The sequence below is a fragment of the Reyranella sp. genome, from assembly GCF_004297265.1.
Lineage (GTDB): Bacteria > Pseudomonadota > Alphaproteobacteria > Reyranellales > Reyranellaceae > Reyranella.
In genome coordinates, this window is record NZ_SCUT01000065.1 from 1 (window position 1) to 24,210 (window position 24,210).

Genomic DNA, 24,210 nt, shown 5'->3' on the forward strand with positions numbered 1-24,210 from the left:
CATCTTCTGGATGTCGGCCTCGCTGAGGCCGCCCGAAGCCTGGATGCGGATCTGCTGCTCCTTGCCGGTGGCCTTGTCCTTGGCCGAGACCTGCACGATGCCGTTGGCGTCGATGTCGAACGTGACCTCGACCTGGGGCACGCCGCGCGGCGCCGGCGGGATGCCGACCAGGTCGAACTGGCCCAGCATCTTGTTCTGGGCGGCGATCTCGCGCTCGCCCTGGAACACGCGGATGGTCACCGCGGTCTGGTTGTCGTCGGCCGTCGAGAAGGTCTGGCTCTTCTTGGTCGGGATCGTCGTGTTGCGCTCGATGAGGCGCGTGAACACGCCGCCCAGCGTCTCGATGCCGAGCGACAGCGGCGTCACGTCGAGCAGCAGGACGTCCTTGACCTCGCCCTTCAGCACGGCCGCCTGGACCGCCGCGCCGACCGCGACGACTTCGTCGGGATTGACGTTACGGGCCGGCTCCTTGCCGAAGAACTGCTTCACGACCTCGATGACCTTCGGCATGCGGGTCATGCCGCCGACCAGGATGACCTCGTCGATCTGGCCGGCCTGCAGGCCGGCATCCTTGAGCGCCGCCTTGCAGGGCTCGAGCGTCCGCTGCACCAGATCGTCGACCAGCGACTCGAGCTTGGCGCGCGAGAGCTTGATGACGAGATGCTTCGGGCCCGACGCGTCGGCGGTGATGAACGGCAGGTTGATCTCGGTCTCCTTGGAATTGGAGAGCTCGATCTTGGCCTTCTCGGCCGCTTCCTTCAGGCGCTGCAGGGCGAGCTTGTCGTTGCGCAGGTCGATGCCCTGCTCCTTTTTGAACTCGTCGGCCAGGTAGCTGATGATGCGCTGGTCGAAGTCCTCGCCGCCCAGGAAGGTGTCGCCGTTGGTCGCCTTGACCTCGAACACGCCGTCGCCGATCTCGAGGATCGACACGTCGAACGTGCCGCCGCCCAGGTCATAGACCGCGATCGTGCCGGACTTGCGCTTGTCCATGCCGTAGGCCAGGGCAGCCGCGGTCGGCTCGTTGATGATGCGCAGGACTTCGAGGCCGGCGATGCGGCCGGCGTCCTTGGTGGCCTGGCGCTGGGCGTCGTTGAAGTAGGCCGGGACGGTGATGACCGCCTGGTCGACCTTCTCGCCGAGATAGGCCTCGGCGGTCTCCTTCATCTTGCCCAGGATGAACGCCGAGATCTGGCTGGGGCTGTACTGTTCGCCGGCCACCTCGACCCAGGCGTCGCCGCTCGGCGCCTTCTCGATCTTGAAGGGGACGAGCGTCTTCTCCTTGGCGACCATGGGGTCGTCGAAGCGGCGGCCGATCAGGCGCTTCACGGAGTAAAGGGTCTTCAGCGGATTGGTGACCGCCTGGCGCTTGGCCGACTGACCAACCAGGCGCTCGCCGCCGTCGGTGAAGGCGACCATGGACGGCGTGGTGCGCGCACCCTCGGAATTCTCGATGACCTTGGTGTCGCCGCCTTCCATGACCGCGACGCACGAATTGGTCGTACCCAGGTCGATGCCAATGACTTTCGCCATGATTCTACTCTCTTCCTTCGGCAGATCGCCCGGACCCCAAAGGCACCCGATCGATCCCCGTATGAATGTTACCTGCCGGAAAACCCGGGTCAGGGACAGGGGCTATATAGGTCCTATCCGGCTGCCTGCAATGGACTTGAGGACCAAAATCGCCGCTGGAAAGCACCGTTTGGCGCATTACCCGCGGTTCGCAGAGGAAGACCGGAAGGGCCGATCTTCCTCAATTTTCGTTGCTGGCCGAGGGGCTGGCGGAGTGGCTGAGCGGGGGGCCGCCCTTCGACACCGCGACCATGGCCGCGCGCAGCAGGCGCCCGGCGATCAGGTATCCCGGGATCAGCTCCTGCACGACGGTGCCCGAGGGCACGTCGGGGTTCTCGACCTCCATCATGGCCTGATGGAATTCGGCGTTGAACGGCTTGCCCAGGCTCTCGATCCGGGTGACGCCGTGGCGCTCCAGGACCGACTGCAGCTCGCGGTCGGTCGCCTGGATGCCGACGATCACGTTGCGCAGCGCCGGGTCCAGCGCGCCGAGGTCCGACGGCAGGGCCGACAGAGCGCGGCCGAAATTGTCGGCCACCGAAAGCACGTCGCGGGCAAAGCGCTCGACCCCGAACTTGCGCTCCTTCTCGACATCCTGCTGGGCCCGGCGGCGCACGTTCTGCGCCTCGGCGAGGGCCCGGAGCTGCTTGTCCTGGAGGTCGGCCTTCTCGGCCTGGAGCTGCTCGACCAGACGCTGCCATTCGGCGGCGGTTTCCGGCCGGGGCGGAATGTCGAGATTGTCGGGGTCGACCGGCATATCCGCCGGGGCGCCGCCCGCGGTTGGATCGCTGGCCATGTGCTGTCCCTTCATGTGTTGGTCTCTTGAGGCGGCCTTCACTTAGGGACGACCCCGCTCCGGGTCAACTGGTTCAGGCCGCCTGCAGAGGCGCCTGCAGCCGGGTGCCGCGCACGATGATGCCGCCGCGGTCGCCGATCGTCACCTGACCGTAGCGCTGGGCGAAGATCTCGGGCAGCGGCCGGGCGCGTTCGGCGGCCAGCCACAGGCGCAGCAGGTGGCGGCGGCGCTCCGGCTCGGGCCAGTCCTCGAAGCCCGTACGGTCGTGCAGCATCGTGTGGTTGTGCACCAGCTGCACGTCGCCCGGCTTGAACTCCGTGAAGATGTTGAGCGCCGGATCGTTGGCGAGCTGGTCGAACATGTCGAGCGCCTCGACCAGTTCCGGCGTGTGCCGCGGCGCGTCCGGGAACCGCTGGGCCGAGTCGATGTACTGGCGCTGGTAGATCGCGGTCAGGTAGCCCTGGTGCCAGTTGAAGACCGGGATCTCGAAGTACGGCTTCTGGCCCTCCGGCACCTCGCCGCGCCGGTCGGTGGCGATCGGCTGGAACAGCAGCTTCAGCAGGTCCGGCCGGCGGCGGCGCATCTCGTTGAAGATGGTGGTCGAGCTCACCAGTGCCGACAGGCCGCCCGACTTGGCGGTCTTGAGGCAGAGCAGCCCGACGATGTCGCAGGAATCGGTGTGATAGGTCTGCCGCTCGTGCGTCTGGTAGATGCGCACGTTGGGGTCGTTCACGTCGAGACCGAGATCCTGGACGTGGCCCAGCACATGGCCCTTGCCGTTCTGCGACCGGGCGCTGCCGAGATGGGCGCCCAGGCCGAAGAAGGCGGTCGCCGATTCGCGGATCGACCAGCGCTCGACCGGCAGGCCGCGCAGCAGCAGGAAGCCGCGGCCGTTCAGCACCTCATCGTCGACCCGCGACCTGAGCTTGGGGCCGAGCGTCGGCAGCGGGAAATCTTGCGGCTTCAGGACGGCGATGTCGGCGTCGCGTGCCACCAGCGCGCGGGTCGCCACCTCGACTTCGGCCACCTCGGCGGCGCCGAGCGGCATCTGCCAGTCGCTGCGCTTGGCGATCTCGGGCCCGTACCAGGCGGCGGCGCCGGTCTGCTCCGGCGGCAGTTCGAAGTTCATGTCGTTTCGTCCCTCAATCTCTTGGCGGGGTCCTTGAGTGCCCGCTTTCATTGCAAGGTCATTCCACCTGTTGCGGCCGGCCGTCAAGAAGGCCAGGGAGCGCGCTCCATCCGCTCGACAGCGCCTCCCAGCAGGCAGCCGATGGCTCGGCCGCCGGCAAACCCGAGGCGCACGCCTATTGCCGACAAGGCCCCCATGGCACGGCCCTGGAAGACCGTGATGGGCTTGTCGGTCGCCTCGACAAGTCCGTTGGCCAGCAGCCCGAACGACAGCGCCGCGGCGGCGATGCCCGTTGCCGCATCCTCGGGATAGCCGGAGGACCTGGGGAACTGGCGCGCCTCGAAGATCTGCGTCCGGCGTTCCTGCACCGCGTAGGGATAGAGGCCGGTCGACCCGATGCGATTGCAGACGGCCTCGACGGCCGGCATGTCGCTCTTCAGCGCGTTCAGCCGATCCACGTCCTTGATTGGGACGAGGGTCTTCACGCGCGACGTGACCGCATTCTGGATCGGGAGGTCGAGCAGGTCGTGCCGGTCGATGCCGAGCACCCCGAGAACATCCTGCGTTTGCGCCGCCGTAAGGGCGGCCACTCTTCCCGCCGGCTGCGTGATCTCGACCGAAGGCGCGTTGCTGGCGTCATGTCGAACGAAGCCCGTGACCGGCCCGCTGCGCGTCTCGATCCGGACGGTGTCGCCCGGCAGCGCACCTTGCGAGGCGAGCAGCCACAGCGCACCGATGGTCGCGTGGCCGCACATTTCCATTTCGTGGTTGGGCACCCAGAAGCGCAGGCCGAGATCGTAGTCCTGGCTGGCGGGCGGCATCACGAATCCCGATTCATGCCCGTGCCGTCGCGCGACGGCCTGCATGTCGTCCGGCGCCAACCCCTGGCCGTCGACCACGATCGGGCAGGGATTGCCGCCCTGTCCTTCGAAGGTGAATACGCTGACGAGATCGACGTCCGGCTTCATGGTCGGGAGCGCATCGCTCTCGGTTCAGGCGTCCCAGGGAAATCGCGGGGCGAAGAGTTCGGTATCGCTGGTGGACAGCCGGTAGCTCTCGGTGGCGTTGACGAGTGCGGCGCGGATGCCGGGCTCCAGCGCGCTGTGGCCGGCATCGGGCACGACGACGTAGCGCGCCTCGGGCCAGGCGCGGGCCAGGGCATCGGCGGTCACCGGCGGGCAGACGATGTCGTAGCGGCCCTGGACGATGGTGCCGGGCAGGTGGCGGATGCGGCCGAGATCGGCCCAGGGCCAGCCTTCCGGCACGAAGGTGCCGTTGGCGAAGTAGTGGGCTTCGATGCGCGAGAGGGCGAGTGCGAAGCCGCCATGGTCCGTCTCGAACGGCGCGCGCACCGTCGGATAGAGCGTCGAACAGGCCGCCTCGTAGCGGCTCCAGGCGCGCGATGCCGGGCGGTGCAGGTCGGGATTGCGATCGATCAGGCGGCGGTAGTAGTTGCCCAGCAGGTCGGAGCGCTCGTCGGCGGGCAGGTGCTCGGCGAAATCGCGCCAGGCCTCCGGGAAGATCGTGCGCATGCCGTGGAGGAACCAGTCGATCTCCGGACGGGCACCGAGGAAGATGCCGCGCAGGATGAAGCCGGTCGCGCGCTCGGGATGGGTGAGGCCGTAGGCCAGCGCCAGGGTGCTGCCCCACGAGCCGCCGAACAGCAACCAGCTCGGGATGCCGAGATGCGTGCGGAGCTTCTCCATGTCGGCCACGAGATGGCCCGTCGTATTGTCGTGAAGTTCGCCGAGGGGCATCGAGCGGCCGCAGCCGCGCTGGTCGAACACGACGATGCGATAGAATTGCGGGTCGAAGAAACGGCGATGGACCGGCGCGGAACCGGCGCCCGGCCCGCCATGCAGGAAGACGACGGGCACGCCCTCGGGATTGCCGCTCTGTTCCCAATAGATCGTATGCCGCCCGTCGACCGCCAGCATACCGCTGGCGTAGGGCGAGATTTCCGGGAAAAGGTCGGAACGGAGCGGAGTCTCTGAACGCGGCATGCGATTGTCCTTGAGGCATCAGTGCCATAGCAGCGGCTTTCGTGCCAGCCTTGCGGACGATTGCCGCCTCGTCCACCGAGCGTCTAAGGTCGAGGCGTCCGAGGAGGGGCCGTGGAAATTCGCCGTATTCTGGCGCTGGTTGCGTTGTTGGCCGGCGTCGCCGCCTGCACGCCGGCCGGAGCGCCGCCGGTCACATCGGCTGCGGCGACCGGACGCGGCACCTTCACCCTGCCGCGCGAGGTCGAGAAGCTCGTCGGCCCGGCCGATCAGGACGCCGCTCTCCAGGCCTATGTCGATCGGGTGGGCCAGCGCGTGGTGGCGGCCGCCGGCGCGACCGGCTTCCGCTTCATCGTGCTGGATTCGCCGGTCGCCAATGCGCACGCGGTCCAGTCCTACATCTTCGTCACGCGCGGCCTGCTGGCCCTGCTCGAGAACGAGGCGGAGCTTGCCGCCGCGATCGGCCACGAACTCGGCCATCTCGTGCAGCGCCATGCCGCGCAGCGCGCGCGCGTCCGCCAGGGCGTGCTCGATGCGGCGGTCGAGGCCGCCGCCACCAGCGGCTCGGTCACCGTCGGCCGCGCCGTGGCGCAGGACGGGTTGCTCGCCCTGCGGCGCTACTCGCGCGAACAGGAATTCGAAGCCGACCGGCTGGCCATCGGCTACATCGTAAAGGCGGGGTATCGCGGCGATGCGATGGCCTCCCTGATCGACCGGCTGCGCCGGCAGAGCGCGCTCGAGGCCCAGATCATGGGAGAGGCGCCCGACATCGGCGACCGGCCGAGTGCGGCGTCGACCCATCCGGTCCCGGTCGAACGCACCTCGGCGATCGCCACCCTGCCGCTCGCAAACGCGCCCGGCGAATCGAACGAGAAGGGCTACTTCGCCGCCATCGACGGCATGTCGGTCGACGATCCGCCGAGCGAGGGCTTCATCCGTGGCCGCTCGTTCCTCCATCCGACCCTGCGCCTCACCTTCACCGCCCCGTCCGGGTTCCGGCTGTTCAACGACAGCGATGGCGTGCTGGCGGTCAATCGTGACCGCTCGCTGATGTTGTTCTCCTGTCTGCCCACACCGGTGTCGGGCCCGCTCGACGACTGGATGCGCAACAAGCTGAAGCCCACGCCGACCGACATCCAGACCCTGGAGATCAATGGCAGCGAGGCGGCCATCGGCGCGCGGCCGCGCGGCTCGGACACCGGCCTCGGCCAGGCGCGATACGTCGTCATCCGGGACGGCAACCGGGTGTGCAATTTCGCCCTCGTGAGCGAGGGCGCCGACCAGGACCGGCAGATCGAGGCGATGGTCCGGGCCGCGCGGACCTTCCGCACCCTCACGCCCGCCGAGGCGGCGGCACTGCAGCCCTACCGGCTGCGCATCGTCTCGCCGGCGGGCTCGACGCCGGCGCAGCTCGCGGCGCGGATGCCCTATCCCGATCTTCGGATGGAGCGCCTGCTGGTGCTCAACGCGGCGCAGGTGCCGGCCGACCTCGGCAGCCGATCCGAGATCAAGATCGTCCAGCCCTGAAAGTTCGGATCAGGGTTCGATCCGCTCCCGTACGGCGCCGTCGGCATCGAGTGCCACAAGCGCCGGCGTGTCGCGCGTGACGGTCAGCACCCGCCCCGTGTCCTGAGCGACGTTCTTCGACGGGCCGGTGCCGCGCACGACCCGATCGATGGCGGGCCAGCCGCCGTCGCGGGCCCTGCCCAGCGCCTCGTCGAGCGCCGAATCGGTCTGGGTGCTCCACCAGAAGGCATCGGCCTGTCCGTCGAGCGGGCGACCGGGATCGACGCCCGTGGCGGCAAAGACGAGACGTCCGTCGGCGCTGAGGGCGGCACGCGACAGGGCGTTCAGGAGATCGCCGTGGCCGGGCCGGGTGGCCTGGCGCTCGCGCAGGCCCGAGGTCCAGCGGGCGATGGCGAGCGACCCGTTGCGGCTGGCGATGCGGCCCTCGGCGATCGAATGGCCGTAGGCCTCGATGATGGCATCCAGCCCGCGCGACAGCATCCAGTCGAGCACGTCGAGCGGCGCCAGGGCGAACTGGAGTTGCAGCACCTTGTGCCAAATCTCTTCCTGCGGCCCGCGCAGGAAGACGAAATCCTCGACCTCGGCGCCGGGCCGCGCCAGCAGGCGGCGGCGCAGCAGCAGCAGCAGGTCGATCGTGCGCGGCGTGTTGCCGGCCGCGCCCAGCATGTTGCCCAGCACGACCAGCCGGTCGCCGGGCTGCCAGCGCTGCATCAGGGCGCCGCCCAGCCTCTCCAGGGCGGTGTCGTCGCCCTTGAGGGCCCCCAGCGCCCACGTGGTACCGCCGTCACGCAGGCGGGCGATGGAGGCGACTTTGCTCATGAATCAGGAGGGCTCGGACAGGCGGACATGAAAAAGGCGGCGCGACAATGGAGTGTCGGCCGCCTTTTATCTCATCCCGTGACAGAACCGCCTAGGCGACCTTCTGCAGAACGCTGTTGAGCTTTTGGGTCGCGAGATCCTTGTCGATCCGCTCGACGGCGGCGAGTTCGCGCGCCAGCCGGTCCAGCGCCGCTTCGTAGATCTGGCGTTCGCTGTAGGACTGGTCGGGCTGGCCGGCATTGCGATGCAGGTCGCGCACGACCTCGGCGATCGAGACCGGGTCGCCCGAGTTGATCTTGGCTTCGTATTCCTGGGCGCGGCGGTTCCACATGGCGCGGCTCACGCGGCTGCGGCCCTTCAGGGTCACCAGCGCGCTTTCCATGATCTTGCGCGAGCTGAGCTTGCGCAGACCGGAGATCTTCGCCTTGGCCACCGGAACGCGCAGCATCATGCGCTCCTGCTCGAACGAGATGACGAACAGGTCGAGCTTGTGACCCGCGATCTCCTTCGCCTCGATATCAATCACGCGGCCGACGCCATGCGTCGGGTACACCACGAAATCACCCTTCTCGAAGGCGAATTCCTTCGCCTTGACGGGCGCCTTCTTCGGCTTGGCCATATCCTCTAGTCCCTTCACAACAGCCCCGCTTTCTGCGATACCGCGACCCACCGCATACGCTCCCCTGCGTATTCGGCCCGGCGTCACAAGCATCGGTAAGTTTCTTTCGGATACCGATACGGACACCGAGCCAGCGGCGGACCGGACCCCGGACCGCTTCCAGCCGCGCCTTTATATCAGAGATTGGGGACAGAGTCGCGTTTTATGTTGCATTTCAGCAACGGTCGAGCCATGCAGAAACTGCATGGCTATTGCAAAAGGTACAATAAAGGACTTGTAAGAGTAAAATTCAGCGGGCGGCAGGCTTGTCGCTGAAATACTTCTCGAACTTGTCTTTTTCGTCCTTGAACTGCTCCGCATCGGCGGGGGCTTCCCCCTTGCGGGTGATGTTCGGCCAGGAAACCGACAGGCTGCGGTTCAACTCCAGCCATTTCTCCAGACCCTTCTCGGTATCGGGCAGGATGGCATTGGGCGGGCATTCGGGTTCGCACACGCCGCAGTCGATGCATTCGTCTGGATTGATGACCAGCATGTTCTCGCCCTCGTAGAAGCAATCCACGGGGCAGACTTCAACGCAATCCATGTACTTGCACTTGATGCAAGCTTCCGTAACGACATAGGTCATAGAGGCTCCAGGAACGAGCGGCGGCTGCTTAACGCGCGAGCCCCGGCGACGCAAGGCTGGCGATGGAGGGGCGTCATTTAGAGCGAGTCGATCTCTTCATACAACGTCCGTGCTTCCGGCGCCGGACCGCGCCGCTCTCCCAGGGCCACGATGCGCACGACCTTCACGTGGGGACCCAGCGCGAAGGTGAGTACCATGCCGGGAGCGACGGCGGCATGCGGCTTCTCGACGGCCCGGCCATCGATCCGGCAGCGCGACTTCTCGACGTAGCGGGCGGCCAGCGTACGGGTCTTGAAGAAGCGCGCCTGCCAGAGCCACTTGTCGAGCCGCATGGCGCGTTAGCACGTCACGGGGTGGTTACTTCTTTCCACCAAGCTTGAGTTCGAGCAGCTTGGCGAACGGCGAATCGGCCGCCGCATCGCCCTTGGTCTCGGTTGTCGCGTAGAGCCGCAAGGCCGGACCGCCGCTGTCGCGCCGCGGCGGACGCGGGCCACGCCGGTCGTCGCGCCCGCGATTCTCCTGCGGCGGACGTCCGTCCTTGTTGCGATCCTGCCGCGGTCCCTCGGGCCGCGGCCCGTCGGCGCGCGGACCCCCGCCGGGACGCGGTCCACTGCGCGGACCGTCGTCCCTGCCGCGCGGCGGGCGCGGCGTGTCGGCGAAGAACTGGCGCTCGTTCGGGCGTTCCGGCCGGTCGCGGCGGCGCTGGTCGCGCTGCTCGCGTTGTTCGCGCTGCTGCTGGCGCTGTCGATCGCGCTGCTCCTCGCGCTCGCGCACGAAGCGCGGCTTGATCGAGAAGGCGTGGAGCGGTCCGTTCTCTTCCGACGGCGGATGCACGCGATAGCCGAGGCCGCGCAGCACGTTGGCCATCTCGGGCTCGGAGCAGCCGACCAGTGACATCATCTGCGGCGTCGCGCGGAACCAGCCCGGCGGCAACGGCCGCGGCTCCTTCTTCGCCGGTGTGGTTTCTGCCAGTGTGGTTTCTGCGAGTGTGGTTTCCGCCGGTGGCGTGGCGCTCTCGACCGGCGGAGTCGCATCCTCGGCCGGTGCTTCCGGCGCGGTTTCGGCTGCGGATTCGGCCGGTGGCGATTCGGTCGCGGGTTCCTCGGCCGAAGCCGTTTCGGCGACAGGAGCGGCCTTGGCGGGTGCTTCGGCGGCAGGCTCTGCGGCTGGTTCGACAACCGGCTCGGCGGCAACGACAGGTTCGGGCGCGGCGGCTTCAGGCGCGGTCTCAGGCTCCGGCGCGGGTTCGGTCTCGCCGAACGCGGCGGCGACGATCGCCCATTCGCTGATTTCGTCGGCCGTCGCGGGCGCAGGGATCGCGGGCGCAGCACCCGTCGCCTCGGCAGCGGGCTTCTTCTGCGGCTTCTCCTGCTGCTGCGAGCGGCGAGACGATTCGCGGCTCTCGCGCACGGCGGCGCGTGCCATGGCAGCGAGGCGCTCGACCATGTCGGCGCGGATCGCATGGTCGCCCAGCGGCAGATAGCCGATGGCCGCGTAGAAATCGCGCTCGGCATCGCGCGGCAGGTCCATCGAGGTGCGGCCTTCGGCCGGCAGCGCCGGGATCGTCTCGCGGCCCCTGGCCACCATCCAGAGGCCGGCGCGCAGGCGGATCGGCACCGGCTTCAGCATGCTGGGGAAGTAGAGCGAGAAGACGCCGATGCGCACGCCGAGACGCGCCAGCGCCTTGCGATCCTCGTCGCTGAGCTGGGCGAGCTGTTCCTCGACCGGACGCCGCGGCAGGACGCCGAGGCCTTCGCAGAGCTGGAAGACGACGCCGCGTGCGCCGGCGGGGAGTTCGGCCGTGGCACGCGCATCCATCAATTCGCTGAGGCCGAGGCGAATGCGGGTCTCGACCCAGGTCGCGGCGCGCTTGCGCACTTCCTCGCGGGCCGGGCCGTCGAGCAGATCGGAGGCGATGGCCTCGACCTTGGGTGCGAGCACATCGCCCGAAGGCAACAGCCGAGCGACGGGACCGCCGCCCCAGCAGACGCGCAGCTGGCCGTCGAAGACGATCTCGCCGTCGGGACTGTTCACGAACGCTTGCAGCCGCTCGGGCAGATCCTGGCGCAGCGCGCGCAAGGCCGCGCTCAGCACCGCCTTCTGGTCGGTCTGTCCTTCGGTTGCATCCGGCACGAAGCGAAATCCCTCGATGCGCCCGAGATGCTCGCCTTCAACGGTGACTTCGCCTGCAGCGGCGACTGTCGAGTTCATTTCACCCTCATCACGCAATCTTCGTACAAGCAACGCCGCGCGTCTATCGACAAACCGTTGCGTGAGACGTTGATGCAAAACGTCAGAAAGCCGGTCCTCTATGGCACGCGCGCGTTCCTGCCAATGGCTCGCCCGCTGAATCCAGTCCGGCCGGTGTGAAATATAGGTCCAGGTCCGCACGTGCGCGATGCGTGTCATCAGGGTGTCGATGTCGCCGTCGAACCGTTCCAGGCGCTTCACATGGCTGTCGATCCAGTCTTCCGGCAGTCTTTCACCGCCCTGGGTCAGGTGCTCGAAAATCTGGCCAAGCAGGGTCGTGTGTTCTTCCGTCATCGTCTTGCGGAAGTCGGGGACCTGACAGACCTCCCACAGGAGCTTCACGCGCCGGGGCGAATGCAGGCGCGGCAAAAACGCCGAGTGCATGGCCAGAGTCTGCAGAGCGAGCTGATCGTCCTGCTCGCGTACGCGCTGGAGCGCGGCATGCGGCGGAATGGCGTTCAGCGCAGCGATCAGCGTCTGCACCGAGCGGAAGTCGAGATCGCTGTTGCGCCATTGCAGGTCGCGCAGTGGATCGAAGCGGTGGTTCTCGATCGCTTCCACCACATCGGGCCCGAGGCCGCTCACGCCGGCGGTCGTGCCGAACGTGCCGTCGTTCATGTGGCGCCCGGCGCGTCCGGCGATCTGCGCCAGCTCGCCGGTTCGCAGCGGCCGCGAGGTGCGGCCGTCATATTTGCGCAACGATGCGAACCACACGTGGTTCACGTCCATGTTGAGGCCCATGCCGATCGCATCGGTCGCCACGAGGTAGTCGACCTCGCCGGACTGGAACATGTCGACCTGCGCGTTGCGCGTGCGCGGGCTCATCGCGCCCATCACGACCGCCGTGCCGCCGCGCTGGCGGCGGATCAGCTCGGCGATCTCATAGACTTCGTTGGCCGAGAAGCCGACGACCGCGGAGCGGCGCGGCAGGCGTGTCGCCTTCTTCGATCCGACATAGGTGAGATTGGAAAAGCGCGGGCGTGCCACCACGTCGATGTCGGGCAGCAATCTGTTCAGCACCGGGCGGATCGTGTCGGCGCCGAGCAGCATGGTTTCGTTCAGGCCGCGCGCATGCAGCAGCCGGTCGGTGAAGAAGTGGCCGCGCTCGGGGTCGGACGCCATCTGCACTTCGTCGATGGCGAGGAACGACACCGGCCGGTCGACCGGCATCGATTCGACGGTGCAGACGAAGTAGCGCGCACTGGATGGCGCGATCTTCTCCTCGCCGGTGATCAGCGCGACCTGGGCGGCGCCCTTCAGCTTGACGATGCGGTCGTAGTTCTCGCGCGCCAGCAGCCGCAGCGGGAAACCGATCATGCCCGACTCGTGGCCGAGCATGCGCTCGATCGCGAGATAGGTCTTGCCGGTGTTGGTGGGACCGAGGACGGCGGTCAGGCGGCCGGAGGCGCCGGAGAGCGACATGGCCGCAGCTTCGCGCGCAGCGGTGGCGGAAGCAAGGCCGGCACGTCAGGCCGATGCGTCCCTGGCCGGGGCGAGGCCGAGTGCCTGCAGGGCCCGCGCCAGGACCGGCGAGCGGTTGTCCGCGCGCCAGACCACGGAAACCTCGTTGATCGGCGCTTCGCCGCGAAGCGGCTTGAAGGCGACGCCGGGAAAGCCCGCCGCGGCCAGCGTGCGCGGGATCACCGAAACGCCGGCGCCGACCGAGACCAGGCTGAGGATGGTGAGAAGGTTGCGCGGCTGGTGCGGCGGAATCGCCGGGCTGATGCCGGCGGCGCGGCAGGCCGCGATGATGCTGTCGTAGAAGATCGGCGACATGTGCCGGAGCGGCAGGACGAAGTCGTCCCCGGCGAATTCCGAGAGCCGCACCCGGCGGCGGCCGGCCAGGGGGTGCACGTCCGACATCGCCATGAGCATCGGCTCGCGAACGATCGTGCGCGTCACGAGGTCGGGGTGCGGCGTCGGCATGTGGAGGAAGCCGATGTCGAGCTTGTCCTCGTGCAACGCCTCGATCTGCTCGGAGGAACTCATTTCCTGCCACATCACCGTGACGCCCGGCACGCCGCGCGAGATCGTGCTGTAGAGCTTGCGGATCTCGGTGAAGACCGAGGAGGTGATCAGGCCCGCGCGCAGATAGCCGCTGCGCCCCTCGTGCGCGCGCTGCACGACATGACGCAATCCGTCGGCCTGGGCGATCAGCCGCCGCGCCTCGTCGAGCAGCGCGGTGCCGGCATCGGTGATGCGCACCGATCTCTTGGTGCGATGGAACAGCACGGCGCCGATTTGCAGTTCCAGGTTCTTGATGTGCTGGGTGAGCGGCGGCTGGGAGAGGGCGAGCCGTTTGGCCGCTCGGCCGAAATGCAGTTCTTCGGCGACGGCCAGGAAGCAGCGGAGGGAGCGCAGATTCATCTCTGATACGATATTCGGAATAGTCTGATTTAAAAAATATAATTCTCATATGATCGGACTCGGCGAATCCTTCGGCCTCGGAGGAAACGCAGAATGAAAACGAGACGATTTGCGCTGGGCGCGCTGTTGGCGCTTGCCTGCGCCGGATCGGCCCTTGCCGGGGCCCGGGCACAGAGCCAGACCTATCCAGACAAGCCGATCAGGCTGATCGTGCCGTTCACGCCGGGCGGCGTGACCGACAATATCGGCCGCGTGCTGGCCGAACGAATGGGCCGCGAACTCGGCCAGAGCATCATCATCGACAATCGCGCGGGCGCAAACGGCCGCATCGGCACCGACGCCGTCGCCAAGGCCGCGCCCGACGGCTACACGCTGCTGCTGGGCGGCATCGGCGCCCTCACCATCCATCCGCACATGCTCAAGGTGCCGTACGATCCGGTGAACGACTTCGTGCCGATCAGCCTCGTCGCCACGAACGACGTCGTCATCGTCGTCAATCCGAAGCTGCCGGTGAAGACGCCGGCCGAGCTGGTGGCCTATGCGAAGGCCAACGGAAACAAGATGCAGTACGGCTCCTCGGGCATCGGGGCGCCGACCCATCTCGCGGCGGAGCTCTTCAAGACGCGAGTCGGCTCCGCCATGGTGCACGTGCCCTACAAGGGCGACAGCGCCGCCGTCATGGACGTCGTCGCGGGCAACGTCGATCTCAGCTTCTCGACCGTCTCGGCCACCTTGTCGCTGATCCAGGCCGGCAAGCTCAGGGCGATCGCGATGACCGGGCTGCAGCGCTCGCAGAGCCTGCCCGACGTGCCGACGCTCGACGAGACGGTGCTGAAGGGCTTCAACGCCGATACCTGGGTCGGCCTGTTCGCGCCCGCCCGCACGCCCGATCCGATCATCAAGCGGCTCTACGAGGCCACCAAGGCGGCGCTCGCCGATCCCGAGGTTCGCAGGAAGCTGATCGCCGGCGGCAACAACATCGTCGGCAACGACACCGCCCAGTTCCGCGCCTTCCTCGATGCCGAATCGAAGAAGTGGGGCGAGGTGATCCGGGCCGGCAACATCAAGCTGGACGAGTGATGGAAGCCGGCGCGCGATCGCTCGAAGGCGTGCGGGTCCTCGACCTCAGCCGCGTCCTGGCGGGACCATCGGCCGCCCAGACCCTGGCCGACCTCGGTGCCGAGGTGATCAAGATCGAGCGGCCGGCGGCGGGTGACGACACGCGCCTGATGGGACCGCACTTCCCCGGCGGCATGTGCGAGCTGGTCGACCGCTCGGCGTATTTCTGGGCGGCCAATCGCGGCAAGCGCTCGGTGGTCATCGATCTCGCGACCGCCGAGGGCGCCGATCTCGTGCGCGGCCTCGCCGCCAGGGCCGACGTGCTGATCGAGAATTTCAAGGTCGGCACGCTCGATCGCTACGGCCTCGGCTGGAAGGATCTCGCCGCGATCAATCCGCGCCTGGTCTACTGCTCGATCACCGGCTTCGGCCTGACCGGTCCCTATCGCGGCCGCGCCGGCTACGATTCGATCATCCAGGCGATGGGCGGCCTGATGAGCATCACCGGCGAGCCCGACGGCCAGCCGGGCGGCGGTCCGCAGCGGGCCGGCGTGCCAATGATCGACATCCTGACCGGCCTCTACGCCTCGACGGCGATCCTGGCGGCGCTGCGCCATCGCGACCGCAGCGGCCTCGGCCAGCAGATCGACCTGTCGCTGCTCGACGTCATGGTCTCCTCGCTCTCCTATTTCGCGGTCGATCACCTGGCGTCCGGCCGGGTGCCGCAGCGCACCGGGTCGCGCAATCCGGTGACCCATCCCAGCGGCATCTATGCCTGCCGCGACGGCCGGATCATGATCATCGCCGGCAACGACGACCAGTTCCGCCGTCTGTGCGGCGTGCTCGACCTGCCGGCGCTGGCCGGCGATGCGCGCTTTGCCTCCTCGCCGCTGCGCGTCGCCAATCGCGCCGCCCTCGATGCCATCGTCGAACCCGTGATAGCCGGGCGCACCGTCCTCGACTGCCTCGCCGCCTTCGAGGCGGCGGGCCTGCCGGCCGGCCCGATCAACGATGTCGGGCAGGTCTTCGCCGATCCGCAGGTGCAGGCGCGCGAGGCCGTGGTGCATTTCGACCATCCCGATCTCGGCACGGTCGCCTGCCTCGCCTCGCCGATGCGGATGTCGCGGACGCCGGTCCGCTACGATCGCCGTCCCGCGCAGCTCGGCGAGCACACGCGCGAAACACTCGCGGCGCTTCTCGGTCTCGACGACGAGGCCATTCACGCGCTGCAGGCCCGGGGAGTCGTCGGATGAGCGGAGATCCCGTCCTCTACGAGATGCAGGGTCCGGTCGCGATCGTCACCCTGAACCGGCCGGAGAAGCGCAACGTCGTGAACACGGCGATGCGCGACGGCGTCCTGGCGGCCTGGAAGCGCTTCGAGGCCGACCCCGCGGCGCGGGTGGCGATCCTGACCGCGGCCGGCGACAAGGCGTTCTGTGCCGGCCGCGACCTGTCCGAAGCGGCGAGCGGCCACGGGCACGGCTTCATCCCGATCCTGCGCGACGAGGTGTCGGTCTCCAAGCCGGTGATCGCTGCCATCAACGGTGCGGCGCTGGGTGGCGGCTGCTTCATGGCGATCTCCTGCGATCTGTGCGTCGCTGCCGAGCGCGCGAGCTTCGCGCTCACCGAGGCCCGCGTCGGGCGCGCGCCGATCTATGCCTTCTGGCTGAACGGGGTGATCCCGCAGAAAGTGGCGCTCGAGATGTCGATGACCGGCAATCCGATCACGGCACGGCGCGCCTACGAACTCGGCCTGGTCAATCATGTCGTGCCCGACGCCTTCCTGATGGAGAAGGCGTTGAGCCTTGCGATGGATCTCTGTGCGGCCGCGCCGCTCGCCGTGAGCGCGACCAAGGCGATGATCTACGAGACTGCCGGACTGAAGCCCGAGGCCGCGATGGCGGTGTCGCTGGAGCGCTTCAAGCCGGTGTTCGAGAGCGATGACGCCGTGGAGGGCATGCGCGCCTTCCGCGAGAAGCGCCCTCCGGTCTGGAAAGGAAAATAGGAGAGAACGATGCCCCTGCTTTGCGAGAAACGCGGCCATGTGGCCATTCTGACCCTGAGCCGTCCCGACGCCCGAAACGCCTGGGACGAGGACTTCAACGAAGGGCTCGCGGCGCAGCTCGGCGAACTCGAGCACGACCATGAGGTCCGCTGCGTGATCCTGACCGGCGACGAGAAGGGCGCCGCCTTCTCGGCCGGCGCCAACCTCGCCGACACCGAGACCCACACCGTCGCCTCGCCGGCGGCGTTCATCACCGGCATCCCGCACTGGCGCAAGTTCGTCGCCAACCTGCTGACCGACTTTCCCAAGCCGGTGATCGCCGCGGTCAACGGCTATGCGATCGGCATCGGCTGCATCGCCACCTATTGCTGCGATCTGATCGTGGCGTCGGAACGCGCCGAATGGCGCCTGCCGCAGGTGCGGCTCGGCATCATGCCGGCCTATGGCGGTGCGGTGCGGCTGGCGCGCTGGGTCGGCAAGGGCCATGCGATGAAGGCGGCGCTCGGCCATCCGATCGATGCGGCCGAGGCCTACCGCATCGGCCTCGCGCAATGGCTGGTGCCGCACGCCGAACTGATGGACCGCGCCCTGCAGGTGGCCGGCGACATCGCCGACCTGCCGCCGCTCGCCGCGCGGCTGGCCAAGGAGTCGCTCACCAAGGGTCTCGACATTCCCAACATCCAGGATGCTTCGGAGGTCGACGTCTATCGTTTCATGGCCTTGAGCCAGACCGAGGATTCCAAGGAAGCCCACAAGGCCTGGCGCGAGAAGCGCAAGGCCACGGTGCGCGGCACCTGACATGACCGCCTTTGCCGGCATCCGCGTCCTCGATCTCAGCCGCGTCCTCGCGGGGCCGTTCTGCGGGCAGATGCTCGCCGACTTCGGCGCCGACGTGATCAAGGTCGAGGATGTCGGCGGCGACGAGAACCGCAAGTGGGCGCCGGTCATCGACGGCCAGAGCGCCAACTTTCTCAGCGTCAACCGCGGCAAGCGCGGCATGACGCTCAATCTCAAGAGCGAGTCCGGACAGGAGGTCCTGGCCGACCTGGTGCGCAAGGCCGACGTGGTGATCGACAGCTTCCTGCCCGGGGTCGCCCGGCGGCTGGGCGTCGACGACGCGCGGCTGCGCGCGCTCCGGCCCGACCTCGTGCATGCGACCATCAGCGGCTACGGCCACGAAGGGCCGCTGGCGGCCAAGCCGGGCTACGACCTGATGCTGCAGGCCTTCAGCGGCATGATGGCGATGACCGGCGAACGCGACGGCGGCCCGATCCGCGCCGGCGCTTCCTTCATCGACATGGCGACCGGACTGCTGGCCTTTTCCGGGATCGCCTCGGCGCTCTATGCGCGGCAGGCCGGCAGGGCGGGTGGCCAGCACATCCAGGTATCGCTGCTGGAAACGGCGATCGCGCTGCTCGGCTATCACGTGCCCGCCTACACGATGGGCGGCAAGGTGCCCCCGCGCGACGGCTCGGGCGTGTGGCACATCGTGCCCTATCAGGCCTTTGCCACACGGGACGGTCACGTTCTGGCGGGCGCCACCAACGATGCGGCCTGGCAGCGTCTCTGCGCGGCGATCGGCGCGACGGCGCTCGCCGCCGATCCCGCGTTCGCCACCTCGGCCCTGCGCATCGAGAACCGCGACAGGGTGATCCCGGCGCTGGCCGCGATCTTCGCCACGCGGTCGACGGCGGACTGGGTCGAAGCGCTCGACGCCGCCAACGTGCCGTGCGCGCCGGTGAACGACATCTCGCAGACGCTGGCCCATCCGCAGATTGCGGCCATGAAGATGGTGCTGGACGTGGCGCGCCGCGACGGCGGTTCGATGCCGCTGGTCGGCGTGCCGCTCAACCTGTCGGCTACGCCGGCGGTGCCTGGCGCCGCGCCGCCGCTGCTCGGCGAACACACCGACGCCATCCTGCGCGGTGAACTTGGACTGGACGAGGCGCGCATCGCGGCGCTGAGGGAAGAGGGAGCAATATGAGCGGCAGGATCGAACTCGAACGGCGGGCCGACGGCGTGGCCGTGCTCTGGATCGACAATCCCGCGCATCGCAATGCGCTGAACAATGCGCTGATCGACGCGCTGACCGGCCATTGCCGGTCCCTGGCGGCGGATCCCTCCTGCCGGGTGCTGGTCATGCGCGGCCGCGGCGGCATCTTCTGCGCTGGCCGCGAGCTGCGCGACCTGCGGGCGCTGCAGGATGCGTCCAACGACACGATCGTGGCGACCTACGAGAAGCTGAAGGCGCTGAACGAGGCGGTGTGGTTCTGCCCCAAGCCGACCGTGGCGCTGATCGAGAAGTACGCCTTCGGCGCCGGCGCGACGCTGTCGAGCTGGTGCGACATCGCCCTGTCCGAGGAAGCGGCGCTGTTCGCCTATCCCGAGGTCCATCACGGCTTCCCGCCCTCGCCCGCGCTGATGGCGCTGTTCCTGGCCGTCGGTCGCAAGAAGGCGATGGAGCTGGTGCTGACGGGCCGCCGCATCGACGCGCTCGAGGCCGACCGGATCGGCCTGATCACGCGGGCCATGCCGGCGGCATCGCTCGAAGTCGAGCTCGAGAAGCTGCTGGCCGGCCTGCTGCGCAGCGGGCCGGATGCCGTCGCGCGCACCAAGCAGTTCGTCTGGCACAGCGACGAGTCCGGCCATCGCGCCTCGATGGCGACCGCCGTGGATTCGATCAGCCTCGGGCTCGCCAGTGAGCAGGCCCGCGAAGGCATCGCTGCCTTCTTCGACAAGCGTGTTCCAAAGTGGTGATGGCGACAACTTCAAGAAAAGACGGGAGGAAGGAATGAATCGACGCAAGCTTCTCATCGGCGCCGCCGCCCTCGCGGGAAGTGCGCCACTCGGCATGAAGAGGGCCCTGGCTCAGGAAGCCTACCCTTCCAAGCCGATCAGGCTCGTGGTGCCCTTCCCGCCGGGCGGCCCGACCGACGTGTTCGGGCGCCGCTATGGCGAGCGCCTGTCGGCGCTGCTCGGCCAGCCCGTCGTGATCGAGAACAAGGCGGGGGCGGGCGGCACGATCGGCGCCGACCTCGTGGCGAAGTCGAGGCCCGACGGCTACACGATGCTGTTCGGTTCGTCCTCGACGCAGGTCACGAGTCCGCTGCTGATGCCGACGCCGCCCTATCATCCGGTGAAGGACTTCGTCCTGTTCATCGTGGGGCGCGTGCCCATGGTGATCGCCGTGAATCCGGCATTGCCGGCCAAGACGCTCCCGGAGCTGGTGGCGCTCCTGAAGGCCCATCCCGACAAGTATCGCTACAGTTCCTCGGGCATGGGCAGCATCAACCATCTGGGCGGCGAGCTCTTCAAGATGAAGGCCGGCAACCTCAGTGCGCTGCACGTGCCCTACAAGGGCAACAGCCCGGCCCTGCAGGCCTGCCTGTCGGGCGAGGTCGATTTCATGCTCGACACGTTCGGCACGTCGTTCAGCCACTACAAGTCGGGCAAGCTGCGCTACCTCGCGGTCTGTGACGAGAAGCGCTCGGCGCTGGCGCCCGAGGTGCCGACGACCGGCGAGAGCGGCCTGCCCGAGGTCCAGGTGCTGACGGTCAATCCGGTGGCCCTGCCGGCCGGGACGCCGCAGCCGATCGTGACGGCCATCGCCGAGGCCACGCGCAAGATCATGGCCGACGAGAAGCTGCTCGCCGATCTGCGCGCCATGTCGATCGATCCGGTGGGCGATGCCGATCCGGTGAAGTCGGCCGCCTATTTCACGCGCGAGATGGAGCGCTGGGAGCCCATCATCAAGGCGACCGGCGCGAAGATGGAGTAGCGCTCAGCCCGAGTAGGCGGGCTCCAGCTTGTTGCAGCCGATCATCGGGCCGTGATCGGTCTGCTGCACCAGGACCGCCACGCCCTGCGTGGGGCCGATGCGATCGCCGGCAATCGTCCAGTCCTTTGCCGCGCCGTCCCAGCGGTCGACGAGTTCGAGCTGCCGCACGACGTTGAAGTTCTCGATCATGCGGCCCTGGTTCTCGCCGCTCTTCACCGGCGTGGTGTGCCGGCGGTCGTAGATGGCGAGCGTCACGTCCGCGGTGCGGCCGTCGAGCGGGAAGGCCGCCAGCTTGATGGTGAGGGGACCGCCGATGCCTCGCGAAAGCGTGGGCGTCGCCCGCCGGGGCGACTGAGCCTGCGCCCTGGTCAGCAGGGCTTCGATGGGCGCGCGATCGCGACCGGTGTCGTGGCCGATGCCGTCGACCACCATCTCGGGCGTGTAGACGTAGCGTTGCTTCAGCACGCGCGCATAGGCGCGCTGGCGCTCGGTGGTATCGCGCGAGGCGAAGGGATCCTTCCAGCCGATATAGTCCCAGTAGTCGACATGGAAGGCGAGGGCGACGATGTCGGGCCGCATGGAGAGGCGGCCGAGAAGGGCGTCGGCCGGCGGGCAGGAGCTGCAGCCCTGCGACGTGAAGAGCTCGACTGCCCAAGGACCTTCGCCGGCCGGCCGTGCGGACGCCGCTTTCGACAGGCCGGCCGCGACGGCGGCGGCACCGATCATCACGGATCTGCGGCCAGGAAAGAGGGGAAGCGACATGGGCGACAAGATGCGCGCGCCAGCCCCGGCCTGCCAATCAACAATCGCTCACTCACCGCTCACCGGCCGGTGACGTCAAGCAGGCGCCGCCCTTATGGACTCCTGAAGAGTAATATTATAACAATATATTGTCATGCACCGACCCATCTCTCCCGGCACGACCCTGCTCGCCATGAGCGCTCCGGCCCGCATCGCGGCGGCGCTCGGCCTCTCGGCCGTGCTGTGGCTCTGCGCCTGGTGGGCGCTGTAGGCCCGCCATGGATGCCGCGCTCCGCCTCACCGACCTGACCGTGAGCTACGACCGCCACCCGGCGGTTCATCACGTGTCGGCGGAGATCCCGGCCGGTGAGATGACCGCCATCGTCGGCCCCAACGGCGCAGGCAAGAGCACGCTCCTGAAAGCCCTGCTGGGTCTGGCGCCGCGCGTGGAGGGCCGAATCGAGTGCACGGCCCGGCGCATCGCCTACCTGCCGCAGCAGGCCGAGATCGACCGGTCCTTCCCCATCTCGGTGCTCGACACCGTCCTGCTCGGCCGCTGGTCGCGCTTCGGCGGCTTCGGGGCCGCAAGGCCCGTCGATCTGCACGATGCCCAGCATGCCATCGAGGCGGTCGGGCTCTCGGGCTTCGAGCGCCGGCCGATCGACACGCTGTCGGTCGGCCAGTTCCAGCGCGTGTTGTTCGCGCGCCTGCTTCTGCAGGACGCCGATCTCGTCCTCCTCGACGAGCCGTTCGCCGCCATCGACAGCAAGACGGTGGCCGACCTGATGGCGGTGATCCGCCGCTGGCGGGAGGAGAAACGCACCGTCGTCGCGGTGCTGCACGATTTCGACCAGGTCCGCCGCGATTTCCCGCATGCGCTGCTGCTGGCGCGCGAGCTGGTCGATGCCGGCCCGACCGCGCGCGTGCTGTCGTCCGAGAACCTGCTGCGCGCGCGCGCCATGGCCGAGGCCTGGGACGACCATGCCGATGCCTGCGACGTGCCGATGCGGCTCAGCGCCTGATCGCAGGCCTCGCGTCATGGTCTACGAGTATGTGATCGCGCCCTTCGCCGATTTCGGCTTCATGCGCCGTGCCCTGGTCGCGAGCCTTGCCCTGTCGGTTGGCGGCTCGGCGATCGGCGTGTTCCTGATCCTGCGCCGCATGAGCCTGATGGGCGATGCGCTGGCCCATTCGCTGCTGCCCGGCGCCGCGATGGGCTTCCTGATCGGCGGCCTCTCCCTGCCGGCGATGAGCCTCGGCGGTTTCATCGCCGGCGTCGTGACGGCGCTGCTCTCGGGCGTCATCGCCCGCTTCTCCAGCATGCGCGAGGATGCGAGCTTCGCCGCCGCCTATCTGACGGCGATGGCGCTGGGCGTGCTCATCGTCTCCCTGCGCGGCTCCGCGGTCGATCTCATGAACATCCTGTTCGGCGCGATCCTCGCGGTCGACGAGCAGGCGCTGGTCCTCGTCGTGTCGACGGCGACGCTGACCCTGGTCGGCCTCGCCGCCATCTACCGCCCGCTGGTCGTGGAATGCTTCAATCCGGGTTTCCTCGCCGCGATGGGCGTGCGCGGCTCGCTCTACCACTATCTCTTCCTGTCGCTCGCCGTGCTGAACATGGTGGCGGGCTTCCAGGCGCTGGGTACCCTGATGGCGCTGGGGCTCATCCTGTTGCCGGCCGTCGCTTCGTCCTTCTGGGCGCGCGAGGTCTGGTCGATGAGCCTGGTCGCCGCGCCGATGGCCTTCGCATCGGCGGCGGTGGGCCTGCTGGTGTCGTTCCATGCCGGCCTGCCGTCGGGCCCGGTGATCGTGCTGTTCGCCAGCTTCTTCTTCCTTCTGTCGCTGCTCTTCGGCTCGCGCGCCTCGGTGCGGGCGCGCCTGTCACGGCCGGTTCACTTGCGCGGTTGACGCGTCAGGCTAGGCTGGCCTCCGCGGAGGAAACCAGAATGACCAGCTCACCGGTGCCGGGCGTCACGCTCAAGACGACGACCGCCAACAACATCCACATGCGATATGCCGAGGCCGGAACGGGGCCGCTCGTCCTGTTCTGCCATGGCTGGCCGGAGAGCTGGTATTCGTGGCGTCACCAGCTCCAGGCGGTGAGCGCGGCGGGCTTCCGGGCCGTGGCGCCCGACATGCGCGGCTATGGCGGCACGCAGTCGCCCGAGCCGATCGACCAGTACACGCTCTTCCATCTCGTGGGCGACATGGCCGAGCTGGTGAAGGCGCTGGGCGAGACGCAGGCGGTGATCGTGGGCCACGACTGGGGCGCGCCCGTCGCCTGGCATGCCGCCCTGTGGCGGCCGGATCTCTTCACCGCCGTTTCGGCCATGAGCGTGCCCTATGCGCCGCCGGGCTATGTCGACATCCTGTCGGCGCTGGAGAAGCTCGGCATCGACAACTTCTACCTGCAGTACTTCCAGAAGCCCGGCGTCGCCGAGGCCGAGCTGCAGCAGGACATTCGCGGTGCGCTGCGCAGGCTCTACTACACCGCCAGCGGTGAGATGCTGGAGAAGGACAAGGGCTTCGGCCGCCTCACGGGCGGCACGCTGCTGGCCAACACCGTCGCTCCCGAGACGTTGCCCGCCTGGCTGAGCGAGGCCGACCTCGACTATTACGCCGGTGAGTTCGACCGCGCGGGCTTCCGCGGCGGGCTCAACTGGTACCGCAACCTGCGGCGCAACTGGGAGCTCAGCGGTCCGTGGCGCGGCCAGCCGATCCGCCAGCCCTCGCAGTTCATCGCCGGCAGCCGCGACGGCGTGCTGCGCTTCCCGGCCGCCAAGAGCCAGCTCGACGCCTACCCGAAGACCCTGCCGGGCCTGCGCGGCAGCCACATCCTCGACGGCGCCGGCCACTGGGTGCAGCAGGAACGGGCGAGCGAGGTCAATCGCCTGCTGATAGAGTTCCTCAAGAGCCTCTGAGAGAA

Annotated in this window: 23 protein-coding genes; 11 read left to right on the forward strand and 12 right to left on the reverse strand. The window is 68.3% G+C overall.

Annotated elements, in window-relative coordinates:
• The 5 genes from dnaK to pip all read right to left on the reverse strand — a co-directional run.
• Nucleotides 1–1,530, reverse strand: a 1,530-nt coding sequence (dnaK, locus tag EPO41_RS28990) for a molecular chaperone DnaK (protein WP_296332972.1), incomplete at its 3' end; no start/stop codon positions are given.
• A gap of 220 nt (nucleotides 1,531–1,750) precedes the next feature.
• Nucleotides 1,751–2,380, reverse strand: a complete 630-nt coding sequence (locus EPO41_RS28995) for a nucleotide exchange factor GrpE (protein ID WP_296332975.1) — start codon at nucleotides 2,378–2,380, stop codon at nucleotides 1,751–1,753.
• A 58-nt stretch (nucleotides 2,381–2,438) separates the two neighbouring features.
• Nucleotides 2,439–3,494 carry a TauD/TfdA family dioxygenase gene (locus EPO41_RS29000; RefSeq protein WP_296332978.1) on the reverse strand — a complete coding sequence of 352 codons (1,056 nt, stop codon included), beginning with the start codon at nucleotides 3,492–3,494 and terminating at the stop codon, nucleotides 2,439–2,441.
• Between the two features lie 83 nt (nucleotides 3,495–3,577).
• Nucleotides 3,578–4,462: a PhzF family phenazine biosynthesis isomerase gene (locus EPO41_RS29005; protein ID WP_296332981.1), complete on the reverse strand. Its 885-nt coding sequence runs from the start codon at nucleotides 4,460–4,462 to the stop codon at nucleotides 3,578–3,580.
• Nucleotides 4,463–4,486: 24 nt separating this feature from the next.
• Nucleotides 4,487–5,497, reverse strand: a complete 1,011-nt coding sequence (pip, locus tag EPO41_RS29010; RefSeq protein ID WP_296332983.1) for a prolyl aminopeptidase — start codon at nucleotides 5,495–5,497, stop codon at nucleotides 4,487–4,489.
• Nucleotides 5,498–5,608: 111 nt separating this feature from the next.
• Between pip and EPO41_RS29015 the strand changes: the two genes are divergently transcribed.
• The gene (locus tag EPO41_RS29015; RefSeq protein ID WP_296332986.1) at nucleotides 5,609–7,021 is read left to right on the forward strand and encodes a M48 family metalloprotease; all 1,413 of its coding nucleotides are present in this window, start codon (nucleotides 5,609–5,611) and stop codon (nucleotides 7,019–7,021) included.
• A 9-nt stretch (nucleotides 7,022–7,030) separates the two neighbouring features.
• Here EPO41_RS29015 and EPO41_RS29020 read toward each other — a convergent pair whose 3' ends face one another.
• The 6 genes from EPO41_RS29020 to EPO41_RS29045 all read right to left on the reverse strand — a co-directional run bounded on the left by EPO41_RS29020 (nucleotide 7,031) and on the right by EPO41_RS29045 (nucleotide 13,701).
• Entirely contained in the window at nucleotides 7,031–7,840 is an 810-nt protein-coding gene (locus EPO41_RS29020; RefSeq protein ID WP_296332988.1) for a hypothetical protein, read from the reverse strand.
• Nucleotides 7,841–7,931: 91 nt separating this feature from the next.
• Nucleotides 7,932–8,459, reverse strand: a complete 528-nt coding sequence (locus tag EPO41_RS29025) for a CarD family transcriptional regulator (RefSeq protein WP_295134523.1) — start codon at nucleotides 8,457–8,459, stop codon at nucleotides 7,932–7,934.
• A gap of 289 nt (nucleotides 8,460–8,748) precedes the next feature.
• Complete coding sequence (gene fdxA, locus EPO41_RS29030; protein WP_296332991.1) at nucleotides 8,749–9,084, reverse strand: ferredoxin FdxA; 336 nt, start codon at nucleotides 9,082–9,084, stop codon at nucleotides 8,749–8,751.
• A 77-nt stretch (nucleotides 9,085–9,161) separates the two neighbouring features.
• A complete protein-coding gene (locus EPO41_RS29035; protein WP_296332993.1) occupies nucleotides 9,162–9,416 on the reverse strand; it encodes an RNA-binding S4 domain-containing protein in 255 nt (84 codons plus the stop codon).
• Nucleotides 9,417–9,441: 25 nt separating this feature from the next.
• Nucleotides 9,442–12,756 (reverse strand): helicase-related protein, encoded by a 3,315-nt coding sequence (locus tag EPO41_RS29040; protein WP_296332996.1) that lies wholly within the window; start codon nucleotides 12,754–12,756, stop codon nucleotides 9,442–9,444.
• 45 nt (nucleotides 12,757–12,801) lie between these two features.
• Nucleotides 12,802–13,701: a LysR substrate-binding domain-containing protein gene (locus tag EPO41_RS29045; protein WP_296332999.1), complete on the reverse strand. Its 900-nt coding sequence runs from the start codon at nucleotides 13,699–13,701 to the stop codon at nucleotides 12,802–12,804.
• 93 nt (nucleotides 13,702–13,794) lie between these two features.
• Here EPO41_RS29045 and EPO41_RS29050 point away from each other — a divergent pair, with 93 nt between their 5' ends.
• The 7 genes from EPO41_RS29050 to EPO41_RS29080 are packed head-to-tail and all read left to right on the forward strand — an operon-like array spanning nucleotide 13,795 to nucleotide 20,543.
• Nucleotides 13,795–14,781 carry a tripartite tricarboxylate transporter substrate binding protein gene (locus EPO41_RS29050; RefSeq protein ID WP_296333002.1) on the forward strand — a complete coding sequence of 329 codons (987 nt, stop codon included), beginning with the start codon at nucleotides 13,795–13,797 and terminating at the stop codon, nucleotides 14,779–14,781.
• A complete protein-coding gene (locus EPO41_RS29055) occupies nucleotides 14,781–16,013 on the forward strand; it encodes a CoA transferase (protein WP_296333004.1) in 1,233 nt (410 codons plus the stop codon). Before EPO41_RS29050 ends, EPO41_RS29055 begins: the two co-directional genes overlap by 1 nt.
• Nucleotides 16,010–16,765 carry an enoyl-CoA hydratase-related protein gene (locus EPO41_RS29060; protein ID WP_296333006.1) on the forward strand — a complete coding sequence of 252 codons (756 nt, stop codon included), beginning with the start codon at nucleotides 16,010–16,012 and terminating at the stop codon, nucleotides 16,763–16,765. Before EPO41_RS29055 ends, EPO41_RS29060 begins: the two co-directional genes overlap by 4 nt.
• A 9-nt stretch (nucleotides 16,766–16,774) precedes the next feature.
• Nucleotides 16,775–17,563 (forward strand): enoyl-CoA hydratase-related protein, encoded by a 789-nt coding sequence (locus EPO41_RS29065; protein ID WP_296333009.1) that lies wholly within the window; start codon nucleotides 16,775–16,777, stop codon nucleotides 17,561–17,563.
• 1 nt (nucleotide 17,564) lies between these two features.
• A complete protein-coding gene (locus EPO41_RS29070) occupies nucleotides 17,565–18,749 on the forward strand; it encodes a CoA transferase (protein ID WP_296333013.1) in 1,185 nt (394 codons plus the stop codon).
• Entirely contained in the window at nucleotides 18,746–19,522 is a 777-nt protein-coding gene (locus tag EPO41_RS29075) for an enoyl-CoA hydratase-related protein (RefSeq protein ID WP_296333020.1), read from the forward strand. The genes EPO41_RS29070 and EPO41_RS29075 overlap by 4 nt, the downstream gene beginning before the upstream one ends.
• A gap of 34 nt (nucleotides 19,523–19,556) precedes the next feature.
• Nucleotides 19,557–20,543, forward strand: a complete 987-nt coding sequence (locus EPO41_RS29080; RefSeq protein ID WP_296333025.1) for a tripartite tricarboxylate transporter substrate binding protein — start codon at nucleotides 19,557–19,559, stop codon at nucleotides 20,541–20,543.
• A gap of 3 nt (nucleotides 20,544–20,546) precedes the next feature.
• On the opposite strand, the gene EPO41_RS29085 is transcribed toward EPO41_RS29080, so the two are convergent.
• A complete protein-coding gene (locus EPO41_RS29085; protein WP_296333028.1) occupies nucleotides 20,547–21,305 on the reverse strand; it encodes a DUF1223 domain-containing protein in 759 nt (252 codons plus the stop codon).
• A 257-nt stretch (nucleotides 21,306–21,562) separates the two neighbouring features.
• Between EPO41_RS29085 and EPO41_RS29090 the strand changes: the two genes are divergently transcribed.
• The 3 genes from EPO41_RS29090 to EPO41_RS29100 are packed head-to-tail and all read left to right on the forward strand — an operon-like array spanning nucleotide 21,563 to nucleotide 24,205.
• Complete coding sequence (locus EPO41_RS29090) at nucleotides 21,563–22,306, forward strand: metal ABC transporter ATP-binding protein (RefSeq protein ID WP_296333030.1); 744 nt, start codon at nucleotides 21,563–21,565, stop codon at nucleotides 22,304–22,306.
• Between the two features lie 16 nt (nucleotides 22,307–22,322).
• Entirely contained in the window at nucleotides 22,323–23,192 is an 870-nt protein-coding gene (locus EPO41_RS29095; protein ID WP_296333033.1) for a metal ABC transporter permease, read from the forward strand.
• A gap of 38 nt (nucleotides 23,193–23,230) precedes the next feature.
• Nucleotides 23,231–24,205: an alpha/beta hydrolase gene (locus tag EPO41_RS29100; RefSeq protein ID WP_296333035.1), complete on the forward strand. Its 975-nt coding sequence runs from the start codon at nucleotides 23,231–23,233 to the stop codon at nucleotides 24,203–24,205.
• The last annotated feature ends 5 nt before the right edge of the window (nucleotides 24,206–24,210 follow it).

What these genes read in the sequence shown, in the direction of transcription:
- EPO41_RS28995 (WP_296332975.1), bottom strand. Translation starts at nt 2,380, where the DNA reads ATGAAGGGACAGCACATGGCCAGCGATCCAACCGCGGGCGGCGCCCCG.
- EPO41_RS29000 (WP_296332978.1), bottom strand. Translation starts at nt 3,494, where the DNA reads ATGAACTTCGAACTGCCGCCGGAGCAGACCGGCGCCGCCGCCTGGTAC.
- EPO41_RS29005 (WP_296332981.1), bottom strand. Translation starts at nt 4,462, where the DNA reads ATGAAGCCGGACGTCGATCTCGTCAGCGTATTCACCTTCGAAGGACAG.
- pip (WP_296332983.1), bottom strand. Translation starts at nt 5,497, where the DNA reads ATGCCGCGTTCAGAGACTCCGCTCCGTTCCGACCTTTTCCCGGAAATC.
- EPO41_RS29020 (WP_296332988.1), bottom strand. Translation starts at nt 7,840, where the DNA reads ATGAGCAAAGTCGCCTCCATCGCCCGCCTGCGTGACGGCGGTACCACG.
- EPO41_RS29025 (WP_295134523.1), bottom strand. Translation starts at nt 8,459, where the DNA reads ATGGCCAAGCCGAAGAAGGCGCCCGTCAAGGCGAAGGAATTCGCCTTC.
- fdxA (WP_296332991.1), bottom strand. Translation starts at nt 9,084, where the DNA reads ATGACCTATGTCGTTACGGAAGCTTGCATCAAGTGCAAGTACATGGAT.
- EPO41_RS29035 (WP_296332993.1), bottom strand. Translation starts at nt 9,416, where the DNA reads ATGCGGCTCGACAAGTGGCTCTGGCAGGCGCGCTTCTTCAAGACCCGT.
- EPO41_RS29040 (WP_296332996.1), bottom strand. Translation starts at nt 12,756, where the DNA reads ATGTCGCTCTCCGGCGCCTCCGGCCGCCTGACCGCCGTCCTCGGTCCC.
- EPO41_RS29045 (WP_296332999.1), bottom strand. Translation starts at nt 13,701, where the DNA reads ATGAATCTGCGCTCCCTCCGCTGCTTCCTGGCCGTCGCCGAAGAACTG.
- EPO41_RS29050 (WP_296333002.1), top strand. Translation starts at nt 13,795, where the DNA reads ATGAAAACGAGACGATTTGCGCTGGGCGCGCTGTTGGCGCTTGCCTGC.
- EPO41_RS29055 (WP_296333004.1), top strand. Translation starts at nt 14,781, where the DNA reads ATGGAAGCCGGCGCGCGATCGCTCGAAGGCGTGCGGGTCCTCGACCTC.
- EPO41_RS29060 (WP_296333006.1), top strand. Translation starts at nt 16,010, where the DNA reads ATGAGCGGAGATCCCGTCCTCTACGAGATGCAGGGTCCGGTCGCGATC.
- EPO41_RS29065 (WP_296333009.1), top strand. Translation starts at nt 16,775, where the DNA reads ATGCCCCTGCTTTGCGAGAAACGCGGCCATGTGGCCATTCTGACCCTG.
- EPO41_RS29070 (WP_296333013.1), top strand. Translation starts at nt 17,565, where the DNA reads ATGACCGCCTTTGCCGGCATCCGCGTCCTCGATCTCAGCCGCGTCCTC.
- EPO41_RS29075 (WP_296333020.1), top strand. Translation starts at nt 18,746, where the DNA reads ATGAGCGGCAGGATCGAACTCGAACGGCGGGCCGACGGCGTGGCCGTG.
- EPO41_RS29080 (WP_296333025.1), top strand. Translation starts at nt 19,557, where the DNA reads ATGAATCGACGCAAGCTTCTCATCGGCGCCGCCGCCCTCGCGGGAAGT.
- EPO41_RS29085 (WP_296333028.1), bottom strand. Translation starts at nt 21,305, where the DNA reads ATGTCGCTTCCCCTCTTTCCTGGCCGCAGATCCGTGATGATCGGTGCC.
- EPO41_RS29090 (WP_296333030.1), top strand. Translation starts at nt 21,563, where the DNA reads ATGGATGCCGCGCTCCGCCTCACCGACCTGACCGTGAGCTACGACCGC.
- EPO41_RS29095 (WP_296333033.1), top strand. Translation starts at nt 22,323, where the DNA reads ATGGTCTACGAGTATGTGATCGCGCCCTTCGCCGATTTCGGCTTCATG.
- EPO41_RS29100 (WP_296333035.1), top strand. Translation starts at nt 23,231, where the DNA reads ATGACCAGCTCACCGGTGCCGGGCGTCACGCTCAAGACGACGACCGCC.